The organism is Parasediminibacterium sp. HNIBRBA5674 (assembly GCF_056745525.1).
Window position 1 is genome coordinate 1 of sequence record NZ_JBQWIE010000004.1, and the last position, 15,129, is coordinate 15,129.

Annotated in this window: 11 protein-coding genes; all 11 read left to right on the forward strand. The window is 34.8% G+C overall.

Features of this window, described 5'->3' with window-relative positions; translation table 11 throughout:
• Positions 1-268 precede the first annotated feature (268 nt).
• The 11 genes from ACT9TX_RS03035 to ACT9TX_RS03085 all read left to right on the forward strand — a co-directional run bounded on the left by ACT9TX_RS03035 (position 269) and on the right by ACT9TX_RS03085 (position 15,028).
• A complete protein-coding gene (locus ACT9TX_RS03035) occupies positions 269-763 on the forward strand; it encodes a tyrosine-type recombinase/integrase (RefSeq protein ID WP_481336730.1) in 495 nt (164 codons plus the stop codon).
• A gap of 1 nt (position 764) precedes the next feature.
• The gene (locus ACT9TX_RS03040) at positions 765-1,829 is read left to right on the forward strand and encodes a DUF6617 family protein (protein WP_481336731.1); all 1,065 of its coding nucleotides are present in this window, start codon (positions 765-767) and stop codon (positions 1,827-1,829) included.
• Positions 1,830-1,929: 100 nt separating this feature from the next.
• Positions 1,930-2,250, forward strand: coding sequence for a helix-turn-helix domain-containing protein (locus ACT9TX_RS03045; protein WP_481336732.1), 321 nt, complete (start codon positions 1,930-1,932; stop codon positions 2,248-2,250).
• A gap of 9 nt (positions 2,251-2,259) precedes the next feature.
• A complete protein-coding gene (locus tag ACT9TX_RS03050) occupies positions 2,260-3,348 on the forward strand; it encodes an AAA family ATPase (protein WP_481336733.1) in 1,089 nt (362 codons plus the stop codon).
• A gap of 36 nt (positions 3,349-3,384) precedes the next feature.
• Positions 3,385-4,428 (forward strand): DUF6371 domain-containing protein, encoded by a 1,044-nt coding sequence (locus tag ACT9TX_RS03055; RefSeq protein WP_481336734.1) that lies wholly within the window; start codon positions 3,385-3,387, stop codon positions 4,426-4,428.
• An 84-nt stretch (positions 4,429-4,512) separates the two neighbouring features.
• Positions 4,513-6,279 (forward strand): type I restriction-modification system subunit M, encoded by a 1,767-nt coding sequence (locus ACT9TX_RS03060; RefSeq protein ID WP_481336735.1) that lies wholly within the window; start codon positions 4,513-4,515, stop codon positions 6,277-6,279.
• 1 nt (position 6,280) lies between these two features.
• Positions 6,281-7,141 (forward strand): DNA damage-inducible protein D, encoded by an 861-nt coding sequence (gene dinD / locus ACT9TX_RS03065; protein ID WP_481336736.1) that lies wholly within the window; start codon positions 6,281-6,283, stop codon positions 7,139-7,141.
• Positions 7,141-8,409, forward strand: a complete 1,269-nt coding sequence (locus ACT9TX_RS03070) for a restriction endonuclease subunit S (RefSeq protein WP_481336737.1) — start codon at positions 7,141-7,143, stop codon at positions 8,407-8,409. Before dinD ends, ACT9TX_RS03070 begins: the two co-directional genes overlap by 1 nt.
• Positions 8,410-8,436: 27 nt before the next feature.
• On the forward strand, positions 8,437-9,885 hold the full coding sequence (locus tag ACT9TX_RS03075) for a hypothetical protein (protein WP_481336738.1): 1,449 nt from the start codon (positions 8,437-8,439) through the stop codon (positions 9,883-9,885).
• Positions 9,886-9,890: 5 nt separating this feature from the next.
• Entirely contained in the window at positions 9,891-12,845 is a 2,955-nt protein-coding gene (locus ACT9TX_RS03080) for a type I restriction endonuclease subunit R (RefSeq protein ID WP_481336739.1), read from the forward strand.
• 122 nt (positions 12,846-12,967) lie between these two features.
• A complete protein-coding gene (locus ACT9TX_RS03085) occupies positions 12,968-15,028 on the forward strand; it encodes a Piwi domain-containing protein (protein ID WP_481336740.1) in 2,061 nt (686 codons plus the stop codon).
• Positions 15,029-15,129: the final 101 nt, after the last annotated feature.

The window sequence follows — 15,129 nt, forward strand, 5'->3', positions numbered from 1 at the left end:
TGTAATTCCATCTTAAAGCAACGGATAAATTTAATTTTATTGTATCAAAGAGCTAATTTATCTTTCGTACACCTGTGGTGCTATCATAAACCAGGCGATTGATGAAAATGTATTTGCCGCAGAAAAATACCCTTTCAAGAAATACGAAATCCCCTCTGGTCGTAATGTCAAAAAAGCCCTTACGGATGCAGATATTAGCAAGCTGCTAAACTTTAAGCCAGAGAATTCCAACGAAGCAAAAGCCCTTGATTTTTGGATATTCTCATAATTGTGTAGTGGTATCAATTTTGCCGATATAATCGAATTAAAACCCTCAAATATCAACGGCAATTTATTGGTGTTTGTAAGAGCCAAAACCAAAAACACCAAAAAGAAAGATTTGCGCCCAATCAAAGTGGGCTTGCACCCTAGAGCATTAGAGATAATTGAAAAATGGAAGAATGAGGATAAAACAAACCCTTACCTATTTCCCATCCTAGAGCCTAATTTATCCGCTGTAACCGTTAAGCATCGTTGCCAGCGTTTCATTAAGTGGGTAAATAAGCACATGGAATCAATCAGAGAGCAATTACATATCGAACAAAAAATTGGCACTTATGCAGCTCGTCATTCGTTCTCTACTGTGTTAAAACGCAAAGGGGCTTCTACTGAATTTATTAGCGAATCACTTAGCCATAGTTCAGTCATTGTTACAGCTAATTATTTAGACAGTTTTTCAGATAGTACGAAACTAGATACAGTTAACCTCTTAACAGATTTCTAAAATGGAAATAAAAATTCTTGATAGCATTATCCACGGCGAATTAAAGCCGTGGCTTGTCAACTTTAATAAAATTGCTGGCTTTACTGACATTGTTAGAGAAGCATCAAAAATTCAACCAAATACACCAGCCAATATCTCGTTGCGCCTTCAAAAGCTATTATCCCCATTTCCAACTTTACTTAAATCGATACCTGAAAACAACTTCAAAGAAGTAAAAGCGCTTTGTGCTATTGTAGACACACCAGCACCAAAGGACCTAATAACAACCTACTACCATTTACTCATTAGCACTGAATTGTTACGATTATACAACCAAGTACTTGCCAATCCTTTTATCATTGATGAAACAATAGATGTGCCTTATCAAATTGGTCACAAAGTACTAAAGAGCCTTTCAGCTTTAGCAAGTCAAGTTCAAACCACATTGATAGAAGATGACTTAATAGACCAAGAAACCATCCAATTAAATCCTGTACAATTTACCCTTGTGTATTTAATGAAATCGGTAATTGCACTCTATTTTGCAGTACAAGAAATCCATAAATTCAACCTGCAAGATGCCTATAACATAGATGATTTTTTCATGTACAATATGGCTGACAACACATTTAAGCCTGAATTGAAAATCACAGAACCAAATATCAAAGTAACATCTATAGCCAAATCAGATAATAAACCTTTCAGCTTTGGTTATAAGGGTGATATAGACAAGCTAAAACAACTCATCGCAGTACTATGCAACCATGAAATTTTTATTGATATAAATGTCACTTCTAAAGAAGACTTTTTTGAACTGCTAACTGTAAAAGACGTTTCTCAGAAAAAATACCACATCCAGTTAGGCTGTAAAACAAATAAAGCAACATACATCTTTGAAACCTTACAGCGTTTCATACCAAATCTCACATTTGTCAATATAGATAAATGCAAGTGCTTTTATTCAGCAAATGGAAAGCCAATCAAACAAAGTAACTTATCAAACTCAAAGTATAAAAATGAATTAACACCCGAAATAAAAGCGAAAATTGATAGCTATTTCGCAGATTTATTTACAAAAAAGGTTTAGATAGGTTTATACAGGTTTAGAAATTTAAACCTGTATAAATACCTATACCATTTACCCCTAATACATCAAGCAGTTTTGTTCCAACAAAAAAATTATAGTTATGGAACAAAACAATTTAATCCTCGACAAGCTCACTGAAATTGCTAACAAGCTTCAAGAGCAAACAGTATTGAAAAAGCAAGTACTTAATTTTAATGATGCTTGCTCTTATTTAGATGTTAGCCCCTCACACTTGTACAAACTCACAAGTGCAAGGCAAATCCCTCATTTCTGCCCACAAGGCAAAAAACTGTATTTCAAACGCGAAGAGTTAGACGAATGGCTCACTCGCAACCGTCAATCCACTACTGAAGAAACTCATAAGCAAGTAGAAGAAGAATTGGCTGCCTTGAGTTCTAAACGTAATGCTTCAAAAAAATAATCTCTTACCATGCAAGTTGAAACAAACATCAACCCAGCAGAGATTATTCAAAATGCCAACGAGTTCTTAAAGCCAGCAAGTGGCAATGATGAATCTAAAGGCATGTTTACAGTAAAACCTGCTAACAAATGGATTGACCAAGCAAAGGTTCGTCCTATGCCACAAATGCTATTCGATGCCTTCTGGTTCGAAGGCGAAATCTGCATCTTATTTGCCGATACCAACTTAGGCAAATCTATTCTTGCAGTGCAAATAGCCAATAGTATCAGTAGTGGCATTGCTATTAATGGTTTTCAGTTAACCGCTACACTTCAAAAAGTATTGTATTTCGATTTTGAACTATCTGACAAGCAATTTGAAATACGTTACTCTGTCAACAATCAAAACCATTATTCTTTTCACGACAATCTGCTTCGGGTCGAAATCAATCCCGATGCAGATTTTCAAGATGGCAAATCATTTGAAGACTTACTAAATGAATCCTTAGAAAAAGCCATCATTGAAACAGGAGCCAAAGTGTTAATTATCGACAATCTCACTTACCTAAAAAGCGAAAACGAAAAGGCAAAAGATACTTTGCCTTTAATGAAGCAGTTAAAAGCCCTCAAGCGTAGGTTCGGCTTGTCTATTCTAGCCTTAGCACATACACCAAAGCGTGATGCCACAAAGCCTTTAACCAAAAACGACCTACAAGGCAGCAAAATACTCATGAACTTTTGCGATACATCTTTTGCCATTGGCGAAAGCTTTCAAGACAAATCCTTGCGCTACATCAAGCAGATTAAGCAGCGTAATACAGAAGACAAATACGGTAGCGATAATGTCATCATTTGCCAAATCACAAAGCCAAGCAATTTCTTGCAATTCCAGTTTCTCAACTATGCACCAGAACAAGCGCATTTAAAGCAAGTATCTGAAAAAGACAAAAACGAACTAGAGAAACGAATTGCTGAAATCCTTGAAAGCAACCCTACTGTTTCTAGTTATTCAGTAGCCAAGCAGCTTTGCCCCAATGATGCACAGTTCGAGAGTTTTAAAGTAAAAATTACAAGATTGATTAAAAAACTTAGGAACAATGGTAACACTAGTAACAACTAGTAACACTTGTTCCTAATGTTCCTAAATGTTACTACCATGCAAGCACATACTTACATGTTACAACCATACAAAGGGCTTTCTACACGTTACCATTGCCCTAGCTGCAACCACCGTAGCAAGTCTTTTGTAAGGTATATCCATACAGCTTCGCAGCAGCACATACACCCTACTGTTGGCCGTTGCAATCGAGAAGCAAATTGTGGCTACCACCTTACACCCAAGCAATATTTTCAGCTACATCCATCCTCTATTGAACAGTTCGCCAACTCAATACCGCAACTGCCAGTTACACAGGCTTTACCACCTACATTCATTAGCCAGCCATTGTTTCAGCAGTCACTTGCTAGTTACCATCACAATCATTTTGTGGCTTTTCTCATTAGCAGGTTTGGTATTACCACCACGCAGCAAGTACTTAACCAATACTTAGTTGGCACATCTAAGCATTGGCAAGGTGCTACTATCTTTTGGCAGATAGACCAGCAAGGCAATATCCACACAGGTAAAATCATGTTGTACAATGCCACCACAGGCATGCGTATTAAACAGCCTTTTAGCCATATTACTTGGGTACATAAGCTATTACCGCAAGTAACTAATTTTAGCTTGTCACAATGCCTATTTGGTGAGCATTTATTAAAGCACAATACCAAGCCTGTAGCTATTGTTGAAAGCGAAAAAACAGCCATCATAGCTAGCATTTACTTACCTCAGTATTGTTGGCTAGCAGTTGGCAGCTTGTCTAATCTTACAGCACTTAAATGCAGTGTGTTAAAAGGCTTAAACGTAGTTTTATTTCCTGACCTCAAAGCCTATGATAAATGGCTATTAAAAGCCCAAGAACTCAAGTATATTGCCAACTTTCAAGTCTCAAATTTATTAGAAACAAAAGCCACTTTGCAGGATAAACAACAGGGCTTCGACCTTGCAGATTACCTGCTACAAACACCATTACAACAGTTTCAAGCCCTTGCTTTCGAAATAGAAATTACCAATGCTTTTGAGTGGTGGTTATCCAGCAACCCTAATGGTGGTATGTTTACTTTCCAAAATCAAATTTTTTTAATAACACCTAACTAATCTTTCTCTTATTTGGCTTATGTTTGTTAATAACTACTTGATTATTTTTAATTCAAAAAGTTATTATAAACCATCGTATTTCTAATGAATCAGAGCCAACATAATAGTATAGTCAATTTTATTTGGAGTATTGCAGATGATGTACTTCGTGATGTATACACAAGAGGTAAATACAGAGACATTATTTTGCCCTTTACGGTATTAAGGCGTTTAGATGCTATTCTGGAACCAACCAAAGAAGCAGTGCTGCAAATGCACGAAAAGCTAAACACAATGAAGATAGACAACCAAGCCCCACAGCTTCGTAAAGTAAGTGGCTATGTATTTTACAATACATCCAAATTCACTTTCAAAAAACTACTCAACGAACCAGGTAATATTCGCCAAAACTTAGAAACCTATTTAGATGGCTTTAGCAGCGATGTACAAGATATTATTAGCAAGTTCAAGCTGCGTAATCAGCTAGACACGATGGAAGAAGGCAATATTACATTTCCACTAGTTGAAAAATTTTGTAGTAGCACAATCAATCTAAGCCCTAAACCAGTTCTTAATAATGAAGGCAAAATAGTTTTAGACGGGTTAAGCAATTTAGGGATGGGCTATGTGTTTGAAGAATTAATAAGACGCTTTAACGAAGAAAACAACGAAGAAGCAGGTGAACACTTCACACCTCGTGAAATAATTAAACTAATGACCCACTTAATTTTCGACCCAATAAAAGATAAAATCAAAGATGGCACTTACCTTATTTACGACCCTGCCTGTGGCAGTGGTGGTATGCTTACCGAAGCAGAACATTTTGCGTTAGAAATAAACCCTAAAGCAACTTTTCATTTATATGGGCAAGAAGTAAACCCCGAGACATTCGCCATCTGCAAAGCAGATATGCTCATTAAAGAAGAAGACCCCGATAAAATCGCCTTCGGCTCTACATTAAGCAACGATGGTTTTTCAAACTTGCAGTTTGATTTTATGTTGAGCAATCCACCTTATGGCAAAACTTGGAAGATAGACCAACCTGCCATAGTAGATAAAAAGGAAATCATAGACCACCGCTTTAAAATTGGAGTGCCCAGAGTAAACGATGGGCAATTGCTTTTCCTGATGAATATGGTAAGCAAAATGAAAAAGGATAGCGAACTAGGTAGCCGTTTTGCAACCATCCATAATGGTAGTGCTTTGTTTACAGGCGATGCAGGGCAAGGCGAAAGCGAAATACGCAAATACCTGTTTGAAAATGATTTGTTAGAAGCTATAATAGCCCTGCCCAACGATTTATTTTACAACACGGGCATACCTACTTACATATTTGTTCTTACTAACAAAAAAGAGAAGAAACGCAAAGGAAAGCTACAATTGATAAATGTAACAGCCGACCATTTCAATAGCAAAATGCGTAAGCCATTAGGCAAAAAAAGAGTGCAGTTCGATGCAAACCATATTGATGTTATTACCAAGTTGTTTATAGATTTTGAAACCAATGAGCACAGCATCATTTTAGATAATACCGATTTTGGTTACCATCAAATTACGGTGCATCAGCCCGAAAAAGACGAGCAAGGAAACATAGTGTTAGATGGTAAAGGCAAGCCAAAAAGCGATGCCAAGTTGAGGGATATTGAAAACATACCACTCAAAGATAGTATTGATGATTTCTTTGAAACCGAAGTTTTGTCATTTGTTCCAAATGCCTGGTACAATGCCAAAGAAACCAAAGTAGGTTATGAGGTAAATTTTGCTAAATACTTTTACCAGTATCAAGCACCAAGAAAATTAACCGAAATAACCAAAGACATTTTGGCTATTGAGCAAGAAACAGAAAATTTATTAAAAGAAATTATTGAATAAAATGGCAAAAGAAATAAGTAAAAACAGTCTTTCTGTTTTTGAGCAAATAAAAAATACAGATGAAGATGGCAACGAATTTTGGTTGGCAAGGCAATTAGCTAAAGTCTTGGATTATACCGATTTTAGAAACTTTACGGGTGTAATTGAAAAAGCCATTGAAGCCTGTGAAAACAGTGGATACGAAGTAAATGAACACATCGTTGAAGCCAACGAGGTGTTAATAGCTGGGCAAGGGGCAAAACACACCTATCCAAGTTTTAAACTAAGCCGTTATGCTTGTTACCTAATAGTGCAAAATGCCGACCCAAGCAAAGAAGTTGTAGCCCTGGGGCAAACCTATTTTGCGGTGCAAACCCGAATACAGGAAATACAGCAAATGGATGCTTACAACAAATTAAGCACCGAGGAAGAGAAACGTATTTTTTTGCGTACCGAAATGAGCAAGCACAATACCTACTTAGCTGCTGCTGCAAAAAATGCAGGGGTGCAAGATGGGTTGGATTATGCCATATTTCAAAACCACGGCTATGCAGGGCTTTATGGTGGCTTAGATGCCAAAGGCATACATAAAAAGAAGAACCTAAAAAAGAGCCAACATATATTGGACCATATGGGCAGTACCGAGCTGGCAGCCAACCTTTTCCGTGCCACACAAACCGAAGAAAAACTACGCAACGAAAATATACAGGGAAAACAAAAAGCCAACCAAACACACTACGAAGTAGGCAAAAAAGTACGCCAAACTATTAAAGAAATTGGTGGTACAATGCCCGAAAACCTACCAGTAGAGGAAAGCATAAAAACAGTACAAAAAAAATTGGATAAAAAGCCTACTAAAAAAATAGAACCCGAAAAGAAATAATGACCACTACCGCTACATATAACAAAACAGCTTGGTTGGGCAACTATCCTGCACATTGGAAAAATATTCCAGTATGGGCATTGTTTAATGATAATAAAATTAAAAACGAAGACTCTAATGAAAAAAATGTTCTTTCATTAAGCTATGGCAATATAATCAAGAGAGATGTTGAAAGTAATATGGGATTATTGCCTGAAAGTTTTGATACATACCAAATAGTTAAAACAGGCAATATAATTTTAAGGTTAACTGATTTACAAAATGATAAAAAGAGTTTAAGAGTTGGTTTAGCTAAAGAAAATGGAATTATTACTTCAGCATACACTGGTTTGGTATTAAAATACAAAAATTGTATTGCAGACTATTTCTATTACATACTGCACACTTTAGACTTGATGAAATATTTCTATAGTTTGGGTGGTGGTGTTCGACAAAGTGTAGGTTATAAGGAATTAAAATGGTTAAAACTTCCTGTGCCACCCATTGAAGAACAAAACCAAATTGTTGAATACATAAAAACCCAATCCCAAAAAATAAACCACTTTATTACCAAAAAGCAACAATTTATTGCTCTACTCAAAGAGCAAAGGCAAAGTGTAATAAATGAAGCAGTAACAAAAGGTATTGATAAGAATATAAAACTGAAAGATAGCGGCATTAAATGGTTGGGTGATATTCCTGAGCATTGGGAAGTAAGGAGAGCTAAAACTTTTTCAAATATTTTTGTACCTGAAAGAAATAAACCAGACTTGAATGACTATCGGGAAGGTTTACCTTGGATTACAAGCGAATTTATTACAGAAGAGAAATTAGATATTGATAACATAAAGTTTTTTGTTTCTGAGGATGCAATTAGTGAAGCAGGTATTAGAATACTTAAGAAAAATAGTGTTATTGCATCTTGTGTAGGTAGTTTTGATATTGCTCTTGTAATTCCATTTGACTGTGTCATAAATCAACAATTACAAGCATTTATTCCTCAAAGTATTGACCCTGAATATTTGCAATATTCAATACTAAATGCAAATGTTTTTTTTGAAACCAATGCAACTCAAACAACTCTAAAGTATGTAAATAAAGACAAGTTTGGATGTCTGCCAATTGCCTATCCACCGTTATCTGAACAAAACCAAATTATTCAACACATCAAAACCGAAACTTCCACCATAGATAAAACCATAGCCAAAGCTGAAAGAGAAATAGAACTGATAAAAGAATACAAAGAAGCTATGATAGCCGAGGCTGTGATGGGGAAAATAAAAGCCTAGTTCATCAATAACCAAAACTATACAACCATGAAAAAATTTACCATCTTTTCACTAGCCGTTGCACTATTTGGTGCATTTAAAACCAATGCACAAACGAGAGCCACTTCTTTTGATGCAATTTCAACACAAATTCAAAACTTCACAACAAATGTAGATGCTACATTAGAAAACAAACTAGTGTCAGACAAAGCCTTCAATTACTTTTTTCAAAAGAAAGTTTCTACCTATTTAAGCGGCTCATCAGAAATCAGTCTATCAAAATTATATGCCACTTACACATCGGAAAGTGATAAACTAACTTTTGGTTTTAATAAGGTTACAACTAATACAAATGGTAGGTTAGTAAGCCTTTTCAACCCTATGCTTGAAACCAACATCAAAAACAACTTCGCCACATTGTATAAAAAAGATGAGTGGCAAAGTGATATAAGAATAGGTTTCAAATACTCGTATTTGTTCCCATGCAGCACCATAAACTTCTATAATCTAGAAGGTAGTAGTGACCAAAAAAGTAAAATGATTATCAAGCGTAATGCAGCTACACAAGCGGTTTTAGCTAAAATAGCTAAAGAAAAAACTGCTTATTCAACTGCAACTACAAATGCACTACTGGATAAAAGCAAACAAGATTTAATCACAGCTATTGATGCCCAAATAGCAAGTTTAAATGCAAAATCAACAATTACACAAGAGGACAAGAGCAAGATAGCCGAATTAACGGCTTCTAAACTAAAAGTATCATTTTTAAAACTTGACAATACAGTTAACTACGATAAAAAATTAAAAGACTACGAGGACGAAATTGCAAAAGCTGAGGTTGATGCATTGTATGAAAAAAATACCTATGCATGGTCTCAAACTGCTTGGTTGTCTTTTTGGGGCTTTTTTCCTGTAACAGAGAAAAAAAGTTACATAGCCGAAAATAATACACAACCCTTTAATAAAGTTACTTTTAACAACTGGGAGTTAAATGGTCAGCTTAATTATTTAAGGGACAATCAAAACTTCACCTTTTTTGTATCAGGCACATTTAAAGTATTTCGTAACAATTCAGCTTTGGCTGATTTAATGACTAATGTAGATTATAATCAGTACCAGCAATTTCCTGGTATTAATCCAGCTAACGCAGCTATTTTAGAAACTAACAAAGGTTACATAGGAACTTACAGCGAGTTTATCACAAAAAATGTAAGTTTATTAGCAGTTATAAGTTTATCAGACACCAAAAAAAATGGAGGTGAGAGATTAGTAACACCGGGTATTAGCGTTCGCTTTGAACAAAACATTGGCGATTATAATGCCATTAACTGGCGTTTTGGTTTGCCATTACGTATAAAATCTAAAGACAAAGCCATCAACATAGAACCACAGGTTAGATTAAATAATACAAACAATTACACTAATAAAGTCGACTACAAATTACAACCAACTGTTGGACTAAATGTAGGTTTACCGTTTACGGCTTTGTTTAAATAGTAGTTATGCAATCAGATATATCAGAAAAGGGGTTAGAAATCCTCATAGAAAAACATTTGGTAGATGTATGTGGCTATCGTAATAGCTACAGTGCTTACTATGATAGAGAACTTTGTATAGATAAAGGCTTATTGTTTGAGTTTATCAAACAAACCCAACCGAGTGCTTATGATACTATTGTAAAAAGAGGTGAAGAAAAATTTTTAAAACGCCTTGCAGAGCAAATAAAAGCAAAAGGCATCATTGAAATATTACGTAAAGGCATTAAAGATTTAGATCTTCAAATCAATCTTTACTACAAAAACCCTACTTCTCTACTTAACCAAAAAGCTTTAGAAAATTACCAAGCTAATATCTTTTCAGTTACACGTCAGTTGCATTACAGCCTATCTAACAGTAATTCGTTAGATATGGCCATACTTATCAATGGCTTGCCTATTATAACCTTTGAATTAAAAAACGAATGGACAGGGCAAACAGTTAAAAATGCTATTCGCCAGTACCAGCAAGATAGAGACCCAAAAGAACCTTTATTTGCATTCGGTAGGTGTATGGTACACTTTGCAGTAGATAGCAATTTAGTGTACATGGCAAGTGAACTAAAAGGCGCTAATACATTTTTCCTACCATTTAATAAAGGCTTTAATAATGGTGCAGGCAATCCTATAAACCCCAATGGCATCAAAACAAGCTACCTATGGTCAGATACACTTACTAAAGAAAGTCTTAGCAATATCATAGAAAACTACGCACAAATTGTAGAGGAAGAAGACAAAGACACTGGTAAAATAAAACGCAAATTAATATTCCCAAGATACCACCAGTTAAGGGTTGTTAAAAACTTGCTTTCTCATGCCAAAGTCAATGGTGTTGGTCAAAAATATTTAATCCAGCATTCAGCAGGTTCAGGCAAGTCTAATTCTATTACTTGGTTGGCTCACCAGCTAGTTAGTTTACACGATTTAGAGAATGTAAACACGGTTTTCGATAGCATAATTGTTGTTACAGATAGAAGAATATTAGACAAGCAAATACGAGACAACATTAAGCAATTTGCACAGGTAAATAAGGTGGTTGAAGCCATTGAAAAAGGTAGTAAACAATTGAAAGAAGCTCTAGAAGATGGCAAAAAAATTATCGTAACTACCGTACAAAAATTTCCTAAAATTATAGATGAAATAGGAACGCTACAAGCCAAAAAATTCGCCATTATTATTGATGAAGCACACAGTAGCCAAAGTGGCGAAACGGCAAGCAAAATGAACTGGGTATTAGCTGATAAATCAGAAGCTTATGGCGAAGAAGATAACAGACAAGATGATGAATTTGAAACATCAGAAGATGCCATCAACCAAATGATTGAGCAACGTAAAATGTTGAAGAATGCCAGCTACTTTGCTTTTACGGCTACACCTAAAAACAAAACTTTAGAAACATTCGGTACAAAAACAAGCGAGGGTAAGTTCGAAGCTTTCGATGCTTACACCATGAAACAAGCCATCGAAGAAGAATTTATTTTAGATGTGCTTAAAAACTACACCACTTACCAATCTTACTACAAACTCAATAAAGCAGTAGAAGACAATCCTGAATTTGAAACCCATCAGGCAAATAAAAAACTAAGAGCTTATGTAGAAAGCCATCCCTTCTCTATTATGGAGAAATCCAAAGTGATGATTGACCATTTCCATTCAGAAGTAGCCAAGCAAATTAATAGGCAAGCTAAGGCAATGGTAGTTTGCAAAAGCATCAATAATGCAATAAAATACTACGATGCTTTTAAAACCTATCTTAAAGAAATCAATTCGCCCTATAAAGCAATTGTTGCGTTTAGCGGTAGCCGTCAAATTGATGGCGTAGATATAGATGAAGCAAAATTAAATGGCTTTCCAAGTATTGCTATCCCAGATGAATTTAAAAAGAAAGAATACAGATTTTTAATTGTAGCTAATAAGTTTCAAACTGGCTTCGACCAGCCTTTGCTGCATACAATGTATGTAGATAAAAAATTGAGAGATGTACAAGCAGTACAAACCCTTTCAAGGCTCAATAGAGCTTTCAAACCTTATAAGGAAGATACTTTTGTATTAGACTTCTTCAATACTACCGATGAAATAAAAGAAGCCTTCGAACCATTTTATACAACTACCATTTTAAGTGAAGAAACAGACGCTAACAAATTAAACGATTTGCAAGATGTCTTAGATAGTGCCCAAGTATATGCACTAGATGATGTTCATAATTTTACAAACCTTTATTTCAATAATGCTGACAGGCAACAACTTGACCCAATTATTGATGCTTGCGCCCATAATTTCAAATCTGAATTAAACGAAGAAGCACAGATAGATTTTTTTGTAAAGGCTAAATCATTCTACCGCACCTATGCGTTTTTATCTAAAATTCTATCTTTTAAAAATGCCTATTGGGAAAGGTTGTATTGGTTCTTAAAGTTTTTGATGCCAAAAATAAAACCAAAAGAAAATGAAGATTTGGCTAAGGGAATTATTGAAGCAATTGATTTAGATAGTTATCGATTAACACGTACAACTACAGATAATATTGGCTTAAATGGTGGTGAAGAAATAGACCCAACACCCCCAATAATGAAAGGCAAAAAAGGTGATAATGCGTTCAATGAATTAGAGGCAATTATAAATGAGTTCAATACTCGTTTTGGAATTGATAATTGGACAGATGATGATAAAATCAAGAAATTCCTGTTTGAACAATTACCAGCAGACTTTGCAAAAGACCAAGCTATTGTAAACTCTCTAAATAATTCAGATAAGCAAAACGCAAAAATTACATCTGACAAAAAGGTAGAAGATTTAATGCAAGATGTAATCTTCACTTATACCGATTTGTACAAAAGATTTACAGACGATGCTGATTTCAAAAGGCAGTACCTAGACTTTGTTTTTGATAAAATATGGAAACAAAATCAAATGCGCCTTTAGTCATTCTTGCTTTCTCTTATTTTCACATATTATCCACATCATGCTTTTTGTAATTATGCTAAATCCTTTAGTGGCATAATTTTTTGTTATACTTGCTACTGTCGATAAATTGACATTTAAGCATGGTACAAAATTTACAATTAAACATCATTCCATTTTCTATTATTCAAGATGTTGTTACTGTAGCATTATATACTGAATATGTAGAAGATTACTGCCCTTTGTATATCGATGAAGATTTAATTGGCTTGTTAGACGACAAAATGACACCAACTCAAAAATTGGTTAGCCCGTGGCTTTACACCAATTTTCAGCCGCCTAAGCAAGATGCAATTGTAATTACGGTAAATCTGCGTACACACACCAGCTTTGCTTGTCATTATTATCGCTATCTATTGTACAGTTATTTTAAAAATGGCGTTGCAAACATCATGAAGCGCAATTTTATTGATGATGTTGAAGTATGGTTTATTAACAAGACAAATACAAGCACGCTTTACAACGAATACTTTCAATACACCATTAAAGTACAGCATGGTAAGTTAACAAATAGCCCCGAATTAGTCTTGTCGTATGATGGAACAACAAAGGTTTACAAGAAAAGCCTACACGATATGGTCGGCTTTCCTACCGAAAATCTAAATTATATCAATTGTAATGGCATCATTTATAAGTACGAGAAACACGCTGACATTATTAAGCAAAACCTTAAAAACGCTTATCCAATTATTAGTAATAAACTAAAACCAATTCTGCAAATCCCTTTCGATAAGCCCGACCTTTCTAATCGCTATCCTAAATACTTTCAGCATCTATCTAGCTTTTTTAATAATCACCTAAATACACCATTACTAAAAAAGCAATTCACATTTACAAATAATGGCTTTTTCAATGTGCCAGAAGAAAACATTAAACTTTTACTAGGCGATTCACAATTGTTACAATTTGGTAGCGAAGTAGGCACAGAACCAAAATTTGACCTAAAAAAATATGGCCCATTCAGGCATTCTACACTTGCCGCCAATGTCAAGTTCTTTTTTATTGCACACCAGCAAGATACTAGCCTAGTAGATACAATTAAATCCTATTTTACCAAGGGTTATAAATACCATCCTAATTTTCAAAACTTTGTCCACCAGCCTTTTTCATTCGATGATAGTTTAAATATTTATTTTAATTCTCTTACCCCAAATCACATCATTGGTCAAGTTTATCAAGTTTTAAAGCATAGAAACCCAGAACCCAATATTCAATACTTTGCAATTTATATTAGCCCTTTTAACAAGCATACATCAGAAAGTGAAGAAAAAAGAGTGTACTTCCGCATCAAAGAAATGTTGCTAACCTATAAGTATTTATCACAGGTTATCTATAAAGAAAACATCCCTAAGCCTGAATTCAATTACTATCTACCCAATATTCAAATTGCAATGCTTTCAAAACTTGGTGGTAAGCCCTGGGTTTTAAAAAGAGAGCCATCAAAGGAATTAATAGTTGGTATAGGTGCTTACCACAATGCTACAATTGATAGTAAATATCTTGGGTCTGCATTTTGTTTTGATAATCTAGGTGACTTTAAAAATTTCTCTTGCTTTAAATCCAAAGATTTAAAAGCACTTACAGGGTCTATTAGAGAAGCTGTTGAGAACTTTTTAAAAGCGAATAAGCAAGCCACACGCTTAATCATTCACTTTTATAAGGTCATAAGCAAGAAAGAGTTAAAGCCTATCTACGAAATGCTTTACAACGAGCTAAACCTAAAAATTGATATTATCATTGTCACTATTAATAAAACAGCTAGTAAAGACTTATTGGCTTTCGATACTTTAAGTAAAGGAAAATTGATGCCTTATAGTGGTACATACACAAGAGTTGCAGAAAGAGAGTATTTATTATTTAACAATACACGATACAATGAAAACTCAAATCCAATAGCAAGAGAGTATCATTTTCCAGTTAAATTAAAAATTACAGCAACCAATCTCATTATTTTAGAAGATGATTTGCTTATAGAAACTTTAATAGACCAAGTCTATCAGTTCAGCCGCATGTATTGGAAAAGTGTCAGCCAGCAAAACCTACCTGTAACCATAGCTTACAGCGAAATGTTAGCAGAAATATACCCATTCTTCAAAAATCCTGTTATACCAGAGTATGGCACAGACAAGCTTTGGTTTTTATAAATTATACTGCATTACAATTCAGAAGGGAAAATAAAAAATAGCGTATTTACCAATATACCCAAGCATTTTCACTAACAATTCTATTCTTAAAATGTCAAGTA